We start from the raw sequence: 17596 nt of genomic DNA on the forward strand, positions 1-17596 counted from the left end.
CATGCCGAATCCCGCAACGGGCAAGGATATCACCTGCAGGCTGCTGGTCATCGGCGCCGGGCCCGGCGGCTACGTCACCGCCATCCGTGCCGGGCAGCTTGGCGTCGACACCGTGATCGTCGAGGGACGCAAGGTCGGCGGCACCTGCCTCACCATCGGCTGCATCCCCTCCAAGGCGCTGATCCACGCGGCGGAGGAATTCGACCGCGTGGCGCAACTCGCGGCCGGGAACAACCCGTTCGGGATCGCGGCGGAGCTGCCGACCATCGATCTCGCCCGGACGATCCAATGGAAGGACGAGATCGTCTCGCGCCTCAACAGCGGCGTTGCGGCGCTGCTCAAGAAGGCTCGCGTTAAGATCGTGACCGGCCGCGCGCGCTTCGTGGACGGCCGCACGGTCGCGGTCGAGACCGATGTCGGCACGCAAATCGTGCGCGCGGAAACCGTCGTCATCGCCACCGGCTCCGCGCCGGTGGAACTGCCGTTCCTGCCCTTCGGCGGCGATGTGATCTCGTCGACGGAAGCGCTGTCGCTCACCCGGGTGCCGGACAGGCTCGCCATCATCGGCGGCGGCTACATCGGGCTCGAACTCGGCACCGCCTTCGCCAAGCTCGGCAGCCGCGTGACGGTGGTGGAGGCGGCGGAGCGCATCCTGCCGCAATATGACGCCGAATTGACGCAGCCCGTATCCAGACGGCTGAAGAGGCTCGACGTGACCGTGCTCACCGGCACGAAGGCGCGCGGCCGTGACGGCTCCGGCAAGCTCCTCGTCGAGGGCGCGGACGGGACGACGACGAAAATCGCCGCCGACAGGATACTCGTCACCGTCGGCCGCCGGCCCGTGACCGAGGGCTGGGGCCGCGAGGAACTGGCGCTCGACATGGATGGCCGCTTCCTGCGCGTGGACGCGAAGTGCGAAACCTCCATGCGCGGCATCTATGCCATCGGCGACGTGACGGGCGAGCCGATGCTGGCGCACCGTGCCATGGCGCAGGGCGAGATGGTGGCGGAGATCGTCGCCGGCCACCGGCGCCAGTGGGACAGGCAGGCGATCCCGGCCATCTGCTTCACCGACCCCGAGATCGTGTCGGTGGGGATGTCGCCCGACGAGGCGCGCGCTGCCGGGCGGGAGAGCAAGGTCGGAGTCTTCCCTTTCACCGCGAACGGCCGCGCCCTGACGAAGCACGCCGAGGACGGCTTCGTGCGCGTGGTGGCGCGGGCGGACAACCATGTCGTGCTCGGCATCCAGGCGGTGGGACAGGGCATCTCCGAAATGGCGGCGGCGTTCGGGCTCGCGCTGGAGATGGGGGCGCGGCTGGAAGACATAGCCGGCACCATCCACGCCCATCCGACACAGGGTGAGGCGCTGCAGGAAGCCGCGCTGCGGACGCTGGGGCGCGCTATCCATATGTGAGCATGTGCCGGCTGCGCGGCGCGGCGCCGGCGCGTGGCCTCAGCCGCGGGCGACTCCTGTCCTGGTGGTGACGGGAGCATGTTTTGCCGGCCCGGCAGGGGACTGCTTCAGCCTGGCGAGCGTGGCGTTCGGATCCGATGCGGCAACGGCAAAAAAGGCCCTCAGTCCGATGAACGTTCCGTCCGGATCGCGCATTTGCTCAAGGAGAGCATGGGTTTTGTTGCGCAGATCGAGAAGCTGGGATTTGGCCTCCGCCGTCGGGGCCTTGTCGCTGAAGGCGGGGTTTGAAAGCATTTCAAGTGTATGCTCAAGGTCATTTATGGCATTTGTGGCCCAGGTATGACCTTCGATAGCTACTTTCTTGAATTTGTCCGGAGAGGTTCCGCTTTTCAGCGCTGTATTCAGTAGCAGGGCCATGCGGCTGGCGCCTTGCGCCCCCATCAACTCCGTTTTTTGCAGCTTGAGCCATGCGTCGTTCGCCGCCGCCGGATCGTTCATGATGTCCTGCAGCGCTCCTCTTACCCAATCCTGTGTATTGAGCTGACGAAGGTCGGGCCGGGAAGAGAAGCTGACGGAATCGTGCAGGGCCACGGCAAGTTTCATGGCGTGCGGGTTCCCGCCGCGCTGGGCGTGCATGAGAAACCGCGTGTTGAAGCCGATCGGGCTGTCCGCATATGACACGATGGCATCCATCAGGTACGAGGCAGTATCGGCCTGAGGGTCGGTCGTGAAGCGCAACTGCATGTCCTTGATGAACTTGTCCGATGCGGCGGCAAACGCTTTCTTCGCCGTGGCAAGCCCGTTGGCGCCGGGAAGGGGCAGCGGCGCAGCCTTTACCTTTTTCGAACGGTCGTCGCCCTCCGCGATGATTTCGCGAACCACACGGGCCGAGAGAGGTGTCGCGTTGGCGAGGTCGATCTTTCCGCTCACGTTCCTGACGAAGTCGGCACCATATTGACGTTGCAGGACAAGAGCGAACTCGGTTCTCAGCCGCTGGTTGGCTGTCTGGCCTGGATCCCGGAACCAGTTCGAAAGGCGGCTCGCGAAGGCACTGTCACCGAATTTGGTGAGCTGCGGTTTGTCGTTCGCGTCGTCAAGCCTCAGAAAACCCTTGTTCCCGCCCAGGAGCCGGAAATGAGACAGTTCAAGAGCCATGAATGATGTCCTTTTACTCGGGATTGCAATGGCGTCAGACCTGAATGTGGATGTCCGCGAAGGGCGCGCCGTGGACCGGGGCGTCATCGCTGCGGCTGACGAAATCCGGTGCGTTGATGGTGGCGGTGAGCTTTTCGACCCGGTCGACGATGGCTTCGATCGCAGCCTCGAAATCCTGCGGCGTCAGGCCGCGCAGGGGGATGCGCTCGATGAACATGATCCTGCGGGCGTGCCGATCGATGCCGATGGCGCCCGTGCCCATGATCAGCGTGGCATAGCTCATATCCTGCAGCTTTTCGAGCAAGGCGCTCCAAGGCTGGTCGGGCAGGGTGCCGATCCGCGAGTGCGCCAGAAGGATCTTGAGATGCTCCTTGTACTCTATATCGAGAACGACATCGTCGAAACCGAGGCAGCAATAGCCGTCTTCGTCGAGGGCAAGCTCGGGGATATTGATCAGCTTGCCGAATTCCTGAATAATGTGCGTATGGTTGGCAATAAAAGACATAAAACTCCTCCAATGAAAAAGTATATGGAAATTACTTCCCCGGCTTAAGGAGGGTGAATCAGGAATACGCGCAGAAGACACATTCTCCCATGGCGACAAATTTGTCAACGTTCAGAAGAAAAATATGACATTTGAAAGGATTTATTATTTTAGTAAATCTTGCATTATAATATTATTACTTTGATATTATTTCATGTTATTTTCAGATTGTTTCGTCCCGTTAGTGTAACATTGTCGGCGCTGTGCCCGGCCTGCGGCGTCATGGCGTGTATTGCGCTTGTCATTGCCGCCCGATAAGCTTCGCGAACCTGAGAGCTTCCAGGGGCATAGAGACACAAGCATCGTCCAGGCGCATCGAGGAATGATTCCATGAGCGAAGTCGCGGTCAAAACACCGTTGCAGTATCTCGACAAGGCGGTCGGCGCGCTGCGCGACCTGGGGCTGGTGAAGGATGGCGCCGCCGAGGAATCGCCCATCGTTGGCCTCCTGAACAAGATCGCCGATATCGAGCCGGACAAGATCGCCGTCATCACCCGCACGCTGCAGCAGATGAGCGTGTTCAACGAGGTGGTGCGCAACGAGGTGGCGCAGATCGTCGTCGGCCAGCGTTATGAGGACATCGCCAAGGCGTTCGATTCCATCCGCGACGATGCCAAGCGGATGGTCGACCAGCTCGACGACGGCAAGATCAACCTGTTCGAGCGCGCCACCAATGTGTGGATGAAGGTCGCGCGCGGCGACGTCTCCGACCGTTTCGACAAGATCAAGGAGACATACCTCGAAGTCTCCCGCGATACCCGCCAGAACATCGAGCGCGAGCAGGCGATCCTTGAGGCCTACCGTGACTTCCGCGGCGCGCTGAAGCAGGCCGAGGTCGCGGCGCTCGAAATCCTGAAGACGGCGGGGGGCAAGCTCGACGCCGCGCGGGCCGAACTCGGCGACGCCTCCGACAAGGTCTCCGGCTTCCCGCAGGACGGCGACGTGAGCGAGCGCGCGAAGCTCGAACTGCTCCGTGACGAGCACCTGCGCCGCGTGCAGGGCGAGGAGGGGCGTTATCAGATCGCCAAGGACCTCGCCGACAACCTGACCATCAGCTACAACACGTCCGAAGTGGTCATGGCGCGTCTTCTGCAGACCACCAACGCCAAGGAGCGCGTCTACCAGCAGGCGATCAGCTTCTTCACCACCAACGAATCCGTGCTCACCGCCCTCAAGGCGTCGTTCACCGGCCTGTTCGGGCTGCACGAGGCCACGCAGACGCTCAACGAGCTGAAGGAAGGCGTGTCCACCTCGCTGGAGGTGCTGGCGGAGATCGGCGGCAAGGTGCAGGAAGAGGCGCTCAAGGCCGGTTATGGCCCCACCGTCCGCGCGGACGCGGTGAAGAAGCTCGTCGACAGCGTGATCAACTTCCAGACCCGCTCGATCGAGATCGTCGCCGAGATGCGCAAGCTTTCGACGCAGAACAGCGAGGAAATCCGCAACGCGGTCGAGGACGGCAAGCGTCGCATCGCGCGCCTCGCCGCGGAGGGCAACGCGCTTGTCATCGAAGGCTGACACGCCGGCATCCGGAAGCGCCGGCGCGCTCGACGAGGTGATGCTGGCCATGGACGTGGTGGACACACTGCGTCACAATGAAAATGTCGCCCTGAAGGAACTGGGGCAGGAAGGCCGGGACGAGGACCTCAAGGAGCGGCTGCGCCGTATCTACGAAAGCCAGGGGCTTGAGGTCTCCGACCGCATCCTCGATGAGGGCATCAAGGCGCTCAAGGAAAGCCGCTTCACCTACGAGCCGGCGGAGGCGGGCTCGCGCCTGCTCGCCGGCATCTGGGTGAGGCGCGGTCTCTACGGCAAGATCGCGGGTGCGGTTCTCGTCGCGCTCGTGACGTGGATCGGTGTGTCCGCCTGGCGCGGTGCCAGCGAGCAGCGGGCGCGGGAGGCAGCGCGCATCGAACTTGCGGAGACATTGCCCCGGCGGCTGGAACAGGCGGCCTCGCGCGCGCTGGCCGATGCCCGCACGGCGGACGCGCGCGACCGTGCCGAAGCCCTGCACGCGGACGGTGTCGCGGCGTTGACGCAGGGCGATGCCGACGCGGCGCGCGGCGCCGCCGCCGCGCTGGAGCAACTGCGGGCGAGGCTCGCCGAGACCTACCGGCTGCGCATCGTCTCGCGCCCCGGCGAGGACACGGGCGTGTTCCGCATTCCGGACGTCAACAGCAACGCCCGCAACTATTACCTCATCGTCGAGGCGGTGACGCCTGACGGCAAGGTGCTCTCGCTGCCCGTCCGCAGCGAGGAGGACGGCAAGGTGAAGACCGTTACCCGCTGGGGCGTGCGGGTGCCGCAGCGCACCTTCGACGCCGTGCGGCGCGACAAGGGGGACGACGGCATCGTGCAGAACGATACGCTTGCCGAAAAGCCGCGCGGCGGGTTGGAACCCGTCTACCGCATGAATGTCTCGCCGGACGGGGAAAACCCCGGAACCATTACCGAGTGGTGACGCCATGATCAGTGCAGGCGATGCCTTTTCCGCCATCGAACAGGCCATGGGCCGCGTCCGGGCGGACGAGAACAGGGTCACGGGCGTCATCGACGCGGCCACCGCCGACGCCACGCGGCTGCGCGGCGAGCAGGCCTCGCTCTACGGCGATCTGGCGCGGCTGCGGCTCGACGCGCTCGGGCAGGAGTCGGTCAAGGGCGAACTCGACGCGGCGGAGCGCCGGGCGTTGTCGGCGGTCGAGGCGCACAACCGGCAAGTGGCGGCCATCCAGCAGCAGCACGGCGCGCTGAGCGACGACCTGCGGCAGTTGCAGACCGAGCGCGCCGCGCTCGCCACCGCGGTGCAGGACGCCGCGGCGCGCATCGACGCGCAGGAGGCGGCGACCGAAAAGCGCCTCGCCGACGATCTCGCCTGGCAGGCGCAGGCGGCCAGGCGAGATGGCGCGCAGGCGCGGGCGGAGGCGGCCGACGCAAAGGCGCAACAGTCGGAAGCGGACCGCGACGGCAAGTCGAAGCCTTATCTGGCCGACAGGCTCTTCGCCTATCTGTGGGCACGCGGCTTCGGCACGCCCAACTATCGCGGAAGCTGGCTGACGCGCTGGGGCGACAGTTATGTGGCGCGCGTCATCCGTTACGAGCCGGCACGGCAGAACTTCTTCATGCTCAACGAAATCCCCAGGCGGCTGCGCGATCACGCCGACCGCCTGAAAGCCGAGGCGCAGGAGGAAGAGACGCGCCTGCAGGCGCTGGAGCGCGTGGGGCTTGAGGCGGACGGCATCGCGGCGCTGGAGGCAGGGCACGAAAAGGCCGTGGCCGCGCTCGATGCTCTCGACAAGAAGCAGGCGGAACTCGAACGCGCCATCGCCGCAACCGACGAGCGTCGCACGGCGCTGGTCGAGGGCGAGGGCTCCGGCCTGCGCCGCGCGCAGGAAGAGCTGGCGGAATCACTGCGGCGCGAGGACCTGCGCGCGCTGCTCGGCGAGGCGCTGGCGACACCCACGCCGGACGACGAACGCATCGTGCAGCGCCTGCAGGAGATCGACGCCGCGCTCGCCCGCCTGACGCGCGAGGCGGAGGAGGCCCGCAAGGTCGCCGTCGAACTTGCCCGCAAGCGGCTGGAGCTGGAGCGCTCACGCAACGATTTCCGCCAGACCGGCTACGAGCGGCAGGGCGGCGGCTTCGTCAACGACAAGCTGATCGGCGACATCCTGGGCGGCATCATCGGCGGCGTGCTGTCGTCCCGCGATCTGGGCGATGCGCTGCGCAGTGGCTACAGGCAAGGCAGCCAGCCCCGCGATAACCGCTGGAATCGCCCGCCGCCCACGCGCGATGGCTGGGGCGGCGGCTTCGGTGGCGGCGGGCGTTCGTCGGGCGGCTCGTCCGGCCGGAGCAGCGGCAGCGGCGGCGGCTTTCGCACCGGCGGACGGTTCTGAGTCATACGGCCAGATAGGCGTCGCGGACGTCGGGCTGCGCTTCCAGTTCCGCGAGCGTGCCGGAAAAGCGGATGCGTCCCTTCTCGATGATGTGGACGCGGTTCGCGATCAGCCGCGCGAAATGCAGGTTCTGCTCCGAAAGCAGCACGCTCAGGCCCTGCTGCCGCATGGCCAGAATGGCGTCGGCCATCTGCTCGACGATGCGGGGGGCCAGTCCTTCGGAGGGCTCGTCGAGCAGCACCAGCGAGGGGTTGCCCATCAGGGTGCGGGCGATGGTGAGCATCTGCTGCTCGCCGCCGCTCATCCGCCCGCCCTGGCGCCGGCGCATCTCGCCGAGATTGGGGAACAGCGCGTAAAGCTGCTCCGGCCGCCACGTCGCCACGCCCGGACGCGGCGGCTGCCGGCCGACTTCGAGGTTTTCCTCCACCGTGAGTTCGGTGAAGATGCGCCGGTCCTCCGGCACGTAGCCGAGCCCCCGGCGCGCGATCGCGTATGGGGGCAGCGCCGATATGTCCTCGCCCGCGAAGACGACCGTGCCCGTGCGCCGGGGCACGAGGCCCATGATGGCGCGCAGCGTCGTGCTTTTGCCAGCGCCGTTGCGACCCAGCAACGCCACGACCTCGCCCGCGCCCACATCGAACGCCACGTCGGACAGGATGTGCGCCGGGCCGTACCAGGCATTGAGACCGGAAATCTGCAGGCTGGAAACTGGCAGCGTCATGCCGGCTTTTCCTCGCGGTGGCGGGCGTCGTAGAGGAAGCCCTCGCCGAGATAGACGGCGCGCACGCGCGGGTCGCGGCGCACTTCCTGCGGGGTGCCGAAGGCGATGCGCTCTCCCCGATCGAGCACCATCACCGCATCGGCGTGCTCGAACACCACATCCATGTCGTGTTCCGTGAACAGCACGGCGACGTTCTTCTCGCGCGCGACGGCGGCGGCGAGGCGCATCAGCGCGGCGCGCTCGCGCGCGGCCATGCCCGCCGTCGGCTCGTCCATCAGCAGCAGGCGGGGGTTGTTGGCGAGTGCGACAGCGAGTTCGAGGCGTTTGAGATCGCCATAGGCAAGTTCGCCGCAGGGCCTGTCCGCCTGGTCGGCAAGGCCGGTTAGCGCCAGCAGCCTGTCCGCCTCTCCGCGGCAGGCGGCGCCCGCGAAGCCGCGGAAGCTGAAGGCGCGGCGGCGGAAGGACAGCAGAGCGACCTGCACGTTCTCGCGCACCTTCATGGAGGCGAAGGTCGCCGTGATCTGGAACGTGCGCCCCACGCCGAGCCGCCACACGGCGGCGGGGCCGAGGCCTGTGATATCGATGCCGCCGAGGCGGACACGGCCGGCATCGGGTGTGATCTGGCCGTTCAGCATGTTGAAGCAGGTGCTCTTGCCCGCGCCGTTGGGGCCGATCATGGCGAGAATCCGGCCTGCATCGAGTTCGAAAGAAACGCCGCGCACGGCCTCGACGCCGCCGAAGGATTTGCTCAGTCCTTCAGCCTGGAGCAAGGCGCTCATGGCGCTGTCTCCCGACCGGACGAGCGGCCGCGTCCGCGCAGCAGCGCGGGCAGGTAGCGGTCGCGGGCGTCCTCCACGAAGCCGACGATGCCGCGCGGGAACAGCAGCACGATGGCCACGATCGCGCTGCCCAGCACCAGCCGGGACAGGTCCGTCCTGCTCATGAGCCAGATTGCCAGCGCCTTGTATACGACGGCTCCGGCGACGGCGCCCGACACGGTTTCCACGCCGCCCAGCAGCACCATGACGAGACCGTCGACGGAGACGGGAATGCCGAGAAAATCGGGAAAAACAGACCCCTTGAGAAAGGCCTGCAGCGCGCCTGCAAGCCCGGCGAAGGTGCCGGCGACGATGAAGGCCAGCCATTGCAGGCGTGCGCGGTCCAGCCCGATGGCCTCTGCCCGCAGGGCGCTGTCGCGCGCCGCCCGCAGCGCATAGCCGAACGGCGAGAAAACCAGCGCGCGCAGCGCGGCGACACCGGCAACCGCCACGCCGAGCGACAGCCAGTAGAAACCCCGCGCGCCGGCTGCCCAGTCCGCCGGCCAGACGCCGAGCATGCCGTTGTCGCCACCCGTCACCTCGACCCACTGGAAGGCGATCGACCACGTGATCTGCGCGAAGGCCAGCGTCAGCATGGCGAAATAGACGCCGGAGAGGCGAACGCTGAACCAGCCGAACAGCGCCGCGCCTGCAAGCGCGAGCAGCGGCCCGGCGATGAGCGCCGCCTCCATGGGCAAGCCGGCGAGCACGGTAAGGAAGGCCGCGCCATATGCGCCGAGGCCGAAGTAGGCGGCGTGGCCGAAGGAATCGAGGCCGCCCACCGTCATGATGAAATGCAGGCTCGCGGCGAACAGCACGAAAATGCAGATCTCGCTGCCCACCGTCAGCCCGTAGTCGCCGACGAGGAAGGGCAGCGCGGACGCGGCGAGGATGGCACCGGCCGCGAGCGCGCGCTCGGCGGGGGAAAAGGGCTGCCATGGCCGCACGGAGATGCCGGCCGCCTGCCGCGCCGCCGTGAAGGGCTTGCCGAGCAGGCCCCAAGGCCGCAGCACCAGCACGACCGCCATGACCAGAAACACCAGCACGAGGGAGATTTTAGGCAGCAGCAGGATGCCGAAGGCGTTGAGTTCCGACACCAGCACGGCGGCCAGAAACGCGCCGGTGACACTGCCGAGGCCGCCGATCACCACCACGACGAAGGCCTCGACGAGGATCGACAGATCCATGCCATGGGTGACGGTGGTCCGCGGAATCTGCAGCGCGCCGCCCAGTGCCGCCAGAAAAATGCCGAGCGCGAACACGCTGGTGAACAGCCATTTCTGGTTGACGCCCAGCGCCGCCACCATGTCGCGGTCCTGCGTGGCGGCGCGCACCAGCACGCCCCAGCGCGTGCGGTGGAACAGCAGCCACAGCAGCCCCAGCACGGCCGGTCCCAGCGCCATGAGCAGGAAGTCGTAGGACGGCACCCGGTGGCCGAGAATCTCCACCGCGCCCCGGAAGCCGGGCGCGCGCGGCCCCATCAGGTCGTCCGGCCCCCATGCCATCACGACGAGATCCTGCACCATCAGCGTGACGCCAAAGGTCGCGAGCAACTGGAACAGCTCCGGCACGTGGTAGATGCGCCGCAGCAGGGCCATTTCCATCAGCGCGCCCAGCGCCGCGACGATGAGCGCGGCGAGCAGGAGGGAGCCCCAGAAGCCGAACGCGCCGCCGAAACGGTCGGTCAGCGTGAAGGCGACGTAGGCGCCGAGCATGTAGAAGGCGCCATGCGCGAAATTCGTGATGCGCGTCACACCGAAGATGATCGACAGGCCGGAAGCGACGAGGAACAGCGACGCGGCGCTGGCGAGACCGCCGAGAGCCTGTATGAAAACAAAGCTCGCCTGAGCCAGGATGATGTCCACGGCCGTGGCTTTCCGGCGCGCGGCGTCAGTTGCGCGGGCGCAGTTTCGCGGCCTCTTCCTCCGGCGGCAGATAGTCCGCCCCCTTGCGGAAGGCGAAGTCGACCATCACGCCCTTGCCGTCGACGATGCCGGTTCTGCCGACATAGGCGCCGAGTGTGCTCTGGTGGTCGCCGGCGCGGTAGACGATGGGGCCGAAGGGCGTATTCACCTCCAGATTTTTCGCGGCCTCGATCAGCGCTTCCGTGCTGGTGTCCGTCGCGCGCTCCAACAGGGCTGCGACGCTCCTGACGGTGGAATAGCCGATGATCGAGCCGAGGCGCGGATAGTCGTTGTGCAGCGCGCGGTAGGCGTCGAGGAACGCCTTGTGCTCCGGCGTGTCGATGCCGTACCAGGGATAGCCCGTCACGATCCAGCCTTCGGGCGTCTCGTCCTTCAGCGGATCGAGATACTCGGGCTCGCCGGTGAGGTAGCTGACCACGGCGCGGTTCTTGAACACGCCGCGCGTGTTGCCCTCGCGCACGAACTTGACGAGATCGGCGGCGAAGGTGGCGTTGAGGATCGCGTCGGGCTTCGCCGCGTCGATCGCCTGCAGAACCGGCCCGGCGTCGATCTTGCCGAGCGGCGGCCATTGCTCGGCGACGAATTCCACGTCCGGGCGCTTCTTGGTGAGCAGTTCCCTGAACACGGCGACGAAGGACTGGCCGTATTCGTAGTTGGGCGCCACGGTCGCCCAGCGCTTCGCCGGCAGCCTGGCGGCCTCTTCCGCCAGCATCGCCGCCTGCATGTAGTTCGAGGTACGCAGGCGGAAGGTGTAGTCGTTGCCCTTCGACCAGACGAGCGCGTCGGTGAGCGGCTCGGACGCGAGGTAGAGCACCTTCTTCTGCTTCGCGAAGTCCGAGAGGGCGAGGCCGACGTTCGACAGGAAGCCGCCCGCGAGCAGCGCGACACGGTCGCGGGAGACGAGTTCGTTCGCCGCCGTCAGTGCATCGCCCGGCTTGCCCGCGTCGTCCTTCGAGATGACGACGAGCTTCTGGCCCCGGATGCCGCCGGCGTCGTTGATTTCCTTGAGGGCGAGTTCCATGCCCTTGCGATAGGGGTCGGTGAAGCCGGGCAGGGTGGAATAGCTGTTGATTTCGCCGACCCGGATCTCGCCCTGTTGCGCACGGGCGGGGGCGGCTGCCATCAGCGCGGCGGCGGCCACGATGCTGATTGCCTTCAAACCCAAAGCCTTCAAGCCAGAAGTCATGATCACTGTCCGCCCCTTCCCATCACGATGCGGATTGCCCGCTATCCCGGCCCCAACCCTCGCCCTTTGTGACCGATGTCATTGTATATCCGACTCGACTCGCCGTGTAATGGCCAAACAACGCGCAATCCCGGCGGTTCGTCGCATCCGCGCACGGATGTCGCCTCGGCAGAGCGCGTTCGCGGGTGCGCGCCCGCATGCGGCGCGGGAGAAAACATGCTGGCTATTAACCCTGCCGAGTGTATAGACTGTGACGGTGTGAACCGGAATGTCCGGCGAGGCCATCTTCGCCGGCACGGAACCGCGCGCATCTGCATGGGTTGCCATCGGCGCGCACAATGCCGAGGTGTGGCCCGCCATCACCAAAAAGGGGGAACCACCGGAGGATGCCGAGGAACGGGGAAGAGGCCGGCGGGGCCGTCCTTCTTCGCGCCGCGGGGCCGCCTGTGATTTCCCGCCGCCCATTACCGAGCGATACCATGAGCAATTTTTTCAACGAGCGTGTCCTGAGCGTCCATCACTGGACGGACACCCTGTTCACCTTCACCACCACGCGCGATCCCGGTTTCCGTTTTCGCACGGGCGAGTTCACGATGATCGGTCTCACGGTGGATGGCCGGCCGCTGCTGCGCGCCTACTCGATCGTCAGCCCGAGCTGGGAAGATACGCTCGAATTCTTTTCCATCAAGGTGCCGAACGGCCCGCTGACCTCGCGCCTCCAGCACATCCAGGAGGGCGACACGATCATCGTCGGGCGCAAGGCGACGGGAACGCTGGTGCTGGATAACCTGCTGCCCGGGCGCAAGCTCTATCTGCTCGGCACCGGCACGGGCCTCGCGCCGTTCCTCTCCATCATTCGCGATCCCGAAACCTACGAGCGTTTCGAGCAGGTCATCCTCGTCCACGGCACGCGCTGGGTGCGGGAGCTGGCCTACGCCGACCTGATCACGAAGGAGCTGCCCGAGCACGAACTGCTGGGGGAAGAGGTGCGGGAGAAGCTCTTCTATTACCCCACGGTGACGCGCGAACCCTTCCGCCACGAAGGCCGCATCACGACGCTCATCGAGAGCGGCAGGCTGTTCGCGGACCTGGAGCTGCCGCCGCTCGACAAGGAGACGGACCGCGTGATGATCTGCGGTTCACCTTCGATGATGGTCGATCTGCGCACGCTGATGGACGGGCTCGGCTTCGACGAGGGCAACAGCGGCGAGCCGGGCCACTTCGTCATCGAGAAAGCCTTCGCCGAACGCTGACGCCGCCGGGGCCTTCCGGCGCCGCAATTTCGTGTGGGAATGCCGCGGCTCGGGGCGGCCCGCACGAGAACCGGCTGGGCCATTGCTGTATTATGTGAGTCGAGATTATCGTCGGCAGCAGGCGGCCCTTCGCGCCGCCGCCGGCGCGGACGCACGGCAGGAACAGGACCATCGCCATGAAATTCCAGCGTTATTTTACGGCTCCCGGCGATTCGTCCCATGCACCTTATGACGCCATCGCCTTCCGCAAGGCGGTGAGCGAGATCCGCAACCCGGACGGCTCCGTCGTGTTCAGGCTCGCGGACATCGACGTGCCGAGCGACTGGAGCCAGGTCGCGACCGACATCATCGCCCAGAAATATTTCCGCAAGGCGGGCGTGCCGACACGGCTGAAGCGGGTGCCTGAAGAGGGCGTCCCCGCCTTCCTGTGGCGGTCTGTGCCGGACGACGAGGCGCTGGCGGCGCTGCCCGAAGCCGGGCGCTATGGCGGCGAGACCGCCGCCACCCAGGTGTTCGACCGGCTCGCCGGCTGCTGGACCTACTGGGGGTGGAAGGGCGGTTACTTCTCGTCGGAGGAAGACGCGGCCGCCTTCCACGACGAGCTGCGCTTCATGCTGGCCCGGCAGATGGTGGCGCCCAACTCGCCGCAATGGTTCAACACCGGCCTCCACTGGGCCTATGGCATCGACGGGCCGGGACAGGGCCACTATTACGTCGATTTCCGCAGCGGCGAGACGGTGCGCTCTAGCTCGGCCTACGCGCATCCCCAGCCGCATGCCTGCTTCATCCAGTCCGTCAACGACGATCTCGTCAACGAGGGCGGCATCATGGACCTGTGGGTACGTGAGGCACGGCTGTTCAAGTACGGCTCCGGCACCGGCACCAACTTCTCCAGCCTGCGGGCTGAGGGGGAGCCGCTCTCGGGCGGCGGCCGGTCGTCCGGGCTGATGAGCTTCCTCAAGATCGGCGACCGCGCGGCGGGGGCGATCAAGTCCGGCGGCACCACGCGGCGCGCCGCCAAGATGGTGATCCTCGACGCCGACCACCCCGACATCGAGGAATTCATCGACTGGAAGATCAGGGAAGAGCAAAAGGTCGCGGCGCTCGTCACGGGCTCGAAGACGGTTGCCAGGCATCTGCAGGCGCTGCTCGACGCGAGCGCGCAGGACGGCGGGCGCGTGACCGATCCGGCGAAGAATGCCGCGCTCCGGCAGGCGATCCGCGCCGCGCGCAAGGCGCTGGTGCCGGACAACTACATAAAGCGCATCCTGCAACTCGCCGACCAGGGCTTCGACGAGGTGTCGTTCGACACTTACGATACGGACTGGGATTCGGAAGCCTATCTCACCGTCTCCGGCCAGAACTCGAACAACTCCGTCTCGCTGCGAAACGAGTTTCTGGACGCCGTGACGGCGGACAATGAATGGGCGCTCATCCGGCGCATGGACGGCAAGGTGGCGAAAACCGTCCGCGCGCGCGATCTGTGGGAGCGCATCGGCTATGCGGCGTGGGCTTCCGCCGATCCGGGCCTGCACTTCCGCACCACGATGAACGACTGGCACACCTGCCCGCAATCGGGCGAGATTCGCGGCTCGAATCCGTGCTCGGAATACATGTTCCTCGACAACACGGCCTGCAACCTCGCGTCCATCAACCTGCTGCGATTCTTCGACCGCGAAAAGGATACATTCGACCACGCTGGTTACGTCCACGCCTGCCGGCTGTGGACGCTGGTGCTGGAAATCTCGGTGCTGATGGCGCAGTTCCCTTCGCGCGAGATCGCGGAACTCTCCTACCGTTTCCGCACGCTCGGCCTCGGCTATGCCAACATCGGCGGGTTGCTGATGACCATGGGGCTGCCCTATGATTCGGAGGCGGGCCGCGCGCTGTGCGGCGCGCTCACCGCCATCATGACGGGAACGGCCTACGAGACCTCGGCGGAGATCGCGGGCGAGCTGGGCGCCTTCCCCGGCTATGAGGAGAACGCAGCCGACATGCTGCGCGTGATCCGCAACCATCGGCGCGCGGCGCGGGGCGAGCGCGAGGGTTATGAGAAACTCGGCAAGCCGCCGGTGCCGCTGGACCACGCCAATATCCCCGACCCGGCGCTACAGGCGCTAGCACAGCAGGTGTGGGACCGGGCGCTGGCGCTCGGCGAGAAGCACGGCTTCCGCAATGCGCAAGTTACTTGCGTTGCACCGACGGGCACCATCGGGCTCGTCATGGACTGCGACACCACCGGCATCGAGCCCGACTTCGCGCTGGTGAAGTTCAAGAAGCTCGCGGGCGGCGGCTACTTCAAGATCATCAACCAGTCCGTGCCGCATGCACTCAAGAAGCTCGGCTACACACACGCGCAGATCGCCGATATCGAGACCTACGCCGTCGGCCACGGCACGCTTGCAACCTCGCCGACGATCAACCACGAGGACCTGAAGGCGCGCGGCTTTTCGATCGAGGCGATCGCGGCGCTCGAAAAGGCGCTGCCTTCGGCTTTCGATATCAAGTTCGCCTTCAACAAATGGACGCTGGGCGCGGACTTTCTCACCGGGACGCTGAAGGTGGGCGCCGAGCGGCTCGACGATCCCGCTTTCGAGCTGCTGCCGTTCCTCGGCTTCTCGCGCGCCGACATCGAGGCGGCGAACGTCCACGTCTGCGGAGCGATGACGCTGGAAGGCGCGCCGCATCTGCGGCACGAGCATTACGCCGTCTTCGACTGCGCCAATCCGTGCGGGCGCATCGGCAAGCGCTTCCTGTCGGTCGACAGCCACATCCTGATGATGGCGGCGGCGCAGCCGTTCATCTCCGGCGCGATCTCCAAGACGATCAACATGCCGAATGACGCCACCGTCGAGGACTGCAAGCGCGCCTACCTGCAATCGTGGAACCTCGGCCTCAAGGCCAATGCCCTCTACCGTGACGGCTCCAAGCTGTCGCAGCCGCTCAACGCGGCGCTGATCGCCGGCGAGACGGAGGAGGCGGAGGAGCTGCCCGCGGGGCCGGACGCCGCGCGCACCGCGACCGTCACCGAACGCATCGTGGAGCGGATCGTGGCGCGCAACCGCGAGAAGCTGCCGAACCGCCGCCTCGGCTATACCCAGAAGGCGACCATCGGCGGCCACAAGGTCTATCTGCGTACGGGCGAATATACAGACGGGCGGCTGGGCGAGATCTTCCTCGACATGCACAAGGAGGGCGCGGCCTTCCGGGCGATGATGAACAACTTCGCCATCTCCATCTCGCTCGGCCTGCAATACGGCGTGCCGCTGGAGGAATACGTCGAGGCGTTCACCTTTACCCGCTTCGAGCCGGCGGGCTTCGTGCAGGGTAACGAGTCGATCAAGAACGCGACCTCCATCCTCGACTACGTCTTCCGGGAACTGGCGATCTCGTATCTCGGGCGCTATGACCTCGCCCATGTGAACCCGGCCGATATCCGTCACGATGCGCTCGGCGAGGGCAGCGATCATCCCACGCTCATTCCCGCCTCGCGCGGCTTCCTGCGCGGCAACGGCAACGGCGCTCCTGCCGCCGCCGCGCCGCAGGCCGTGGAGCATTCCGGCGCCGTCGGCGCGGACGAGCGGCGCAAGGAAGCGCGGCTGAAGGGCTATGAGGGCGAGGCCTGCACGGAATGCGGCAACTTCACCCTAGTGCGCAACGGCACCTGCCTGCGCTGCGACACCTGCGGCAGCACGACCGGCTGCTCCTGAGCCCGGGCGGGGTCACGCAGGAACCGCAGCGGTGCGCGTGCGGCTTTCGATGTCGGGCGCGTGGTCTGCCGTGCTGCCTTCTGCCAGCAGCCTTTCCGCGGTTTCGCGCAGCACTGCGGCCATCTCCCGCAGCAGCCCGTCGAGGGCTGAACTCTTGCGCCAGAACAGGGCGATGCGCCGGCTCGGGGTGGAGTCGGCAAAGCGGATGAGGCGGATCTGGTCGGCGTGGGGCAGGGGGCTCTGCGCGGCAAGCTGCGGTAGCAACGTCAGGCCGGAGCCGGCCATGACCATCTGTCGCAACGTCTCCAGGCTCGTCGCGCGGAAGCTCGCCTGCTCCGCGCTGCCCGACAGGCGGCAGACCTCAAGCGCGTGCTCGCGCAGGCAGTGGCCGTCTTCCAGCAGCATCAGGTTATGCTGCGCGAGTGCGGACGTCTTCAGCGTCTTGCGCCGCGCCAGCGGATGGTGCTCCGGCACGGCGAGCAGGAAAGGCTCGTCGAACAGGATATCGCAGTGCAGTTGCGCGTTCTGCACCGGGAAGGCGAGCACGGCCGCATCGAGCTTGCCCTCATCGAGCTGCGCCAGCAGCAGATCGCTCTTTTCCTCGACCAGCAGCAGCTCGATGCGCGGGAAACGCGCGCCGAGCAGGGGAACGACGTGTGGCAGCAGATAGGGCCCCAGCGTGGGGAAAATGCCGAGACGCACCGTGCCGCAGCCACCCCCGCTGCGCCGGCGCGCGACTTCCCTGATCTGCTCGATCTCATGCAAGGCGCGGCGCGCGCGCTCGACGATGTCTGCGCCTGCCGGCGTCAGCATGACGTTGCGTGGCGCCCGCTCCACGAGCGCCACGCCCAGCTCCTCCTCCAGCTTGCGGATCTGGGTGGAGAGCGTGGGCTGGCTGACGAGGCAGACTTCCGCCGCCCGGCCGAAGTTGCGGTGGTCGGCGAGGGCGACGAGATATTGCAGTTCGCGAACGTTCATGG

The 17596-nt window shown here is 66.5% G+C and carries 13 protein-coding genes and 1 pseudogene; 7 read left to right on the top strand and 7 right to left on the bottom strand.

Annotation, left to right across the window (positions count from 1 at the left end; all coding sequences use genetic code 11):
- Position 1: 1 nt before the first annotated feature.
- A complete protein-coding gene (gene lpdA / locus FHS82_RS04475) occupies positions 2-1414 on the top strand; it encodes a dihydrolipoyl dehydrogenase (RefSeq protein WP_166949250.1) in 1413 nt (470 codons plus the stop codon).
- Between the two features lie 39 nt (positions 1415-1453).
- On the opposite strand, the gene FHS82_RS04480 is transcribed toward lpdA, so the two are convergent.
- Positions 1454-2569, bottom strand: coding sequence for a hypothetical protein (locus FHS82_RS04480; protein WP_166949251.1), 1116 nt, complete (start codon positions 2567-2569; stop codon positions 1454-1456).
- 34 nt (positions 2570-2603) lie between these two features.
- On the bottom strand, positions 2604-3074 hold the full coding sequence (locus FHS82_RS04485; RefSeq protein ID WP_166949252.1) for a CesT family type III secretion system chaperone: 471 nt from the start codon (positions 3072-3074) through the stop codon (positions 2604-2606).
- Positions 3075-3443: 369 nt separating this feature from the next.
- Between FHS82_RS04485 and FHS82_RS04490 the strand changes: the two genes are divergently transcribed.
- The 3 genes from FHS82_RS04490 to FHS82_RS04500 are packed head-to-tail and all read left to right on the top strand — an operon-like array spanning position 3444 to position 7003.
- Positions 3444-4628, top strand: a complete 1185-nt coding sequence (locus FHS82_RS04490) for a cell surface protein (protein ID WP_166949256.1) — start codon at positions 3444-3446, stop codon at positions 4626-4628.
- Positions 4612-5571 carry a DUF6384 family protein gene (locus FHS82_RS04495; RefSeq protein WP_166949260.1) on the top strand — a complete coding sequence of 320 codons (960 nt, stop codon included), beginning with the start codon at positions 4612-4614 and terminating at the stop codon, positions 5569-5571. The genes FHS82_RS04490 and FHS82_RS04495 overlap by 17 nt, the downstream gene beginning before the upstream one ends.
- Before the next feature lie 4 nt (positions 5572-5575).
- A complete protein-coding gene (locus tag FHS82_RS04500; RefSeq protein WP_166949263.1) occupies positions 5576-7003 on the top strand; it encodes a coiled-coil domain-containing protein in 1428 nt (475 codons plus the stop codon).
- A 1-nt stretch (position 7004) separates the two neighbouring features.
- On the opposite strand, the gene FHS82_RS04505 is transcribed toward FHS82_RS04500, so the two are convergent.
- The 4 genes from FHS82_RS04505 to FHS82_RS04520 are packed head-to-tail and all read right to left on the bottom strand — an operon-like array spanning position 7005 to position 11653.
- Positions 7005-7724, bottom strand: a complete 720-nt coding sequence (locus tag FHS82_RS04505; RefSeq protein WP_166949267.1) for an ABC transporter ATP-binding protein — start codon at positions 7722-7724, stop codon at positions 7005-7007.
- A complete protein-coding gene (locus FHS82_RS04510) occupies positions 7721-8503 on the bottom strand; it encodes an ABC transporter ATP-binding protein (protein WP_166949270.1) in 783 nt (260 codons plus the stop codon). The genes FHS82_RS04505 and FHS82_RS04510 overlap by 4 nt, the downstream gene beginning before the upstream one ends.
- Positions 8500-10407, bottom strand: coding sequence for an ABC transporter permease (locus tag FHS82_RS04515; protein WP_343042506.1), 1908 nt, complete (start codon positions 10405-10407; stop codon positions 8500-8502). The genes FHS82_RS04510 and FHS82_RS04515 overlap by 4 nt, the downstream gene beginning before the upstream one ends.
- Positions 10408-10432: 25 nt before the next feature.
- Positions 10433-11653, bottom strand: a complete 1221-nt coding sequence (locus FHS82_RS04520; protein WP_166949273.1) for an ABC transporter substrate-binding protein — start codon at positions 11651-11653, stop codon at positions 10433-10435.
- A gap of 268 nt (positions 11654-11921) precedes the next feature.
- Between FHS82_RS04520 and FHS82_RS21040 the strand changes: the two are divergent.
- From FHS82_RS21040 to FHS82_RS04535, 3 genes and pseudogenes are all read left to right on the top strand, one after another.
- A pseudogene (locus FHS82_RS21040) lies at positions 11922-12014 on the top strand (hypothetical protein); the annotation flags it as partial.
- A gap of 118 nt (positions 12015-12132) precedes the next feature.
- A complete protein-coding gene (locus FHS82_RS04530; RefSeq protein ID WP_166949277.1) occupies positions 12133-12906 on the top strand; it encodes a ferredoxin--NADP reductase in 774 nt (257 codons plus the stop codon).
- A gap of 176 nt (positions 12907-13082) precedes the next feature.
- Positions 13083-16616: a vitamin B12-dependent ribonucleotide reductase gene (locus FHS82_RS04535; protein WP_166949280.1), complete on the top strand. Its 3534-nt coding sequence runs from the start codon at positions 13083-13085 to the stop codon at positions 16614-16616.
- Between the two features lie 12 nt (positions 16617-16628).
- Here the strand turns inward: FHS82_RS04535 and FHS82_RS04540 are convergent, their stop codons facing one another.
- Positions 16629-17594, bottom strand: coding sequence for a LysR substrate-binding domain-containing protein (locus tag FHS82_RS04540; protein ID WP_166949283.1), 966 nt, complete (start codon positions 17592-17594; stop codon positions 16629-16631).
- Positions 17595-17596 lie beyond the last annotated feature (2 nt).

Source organism: Pseudochelatococcus lubricantis, assembly GCF_011762225.1.
Classification (GTDB): Bacteria; Pseudomonadota; Alphaproteobacteria; order Rhizobiales; family Beijerinckiaceae; genus Pseudochelatococcus; species Pseudochelatococcus lubricantis.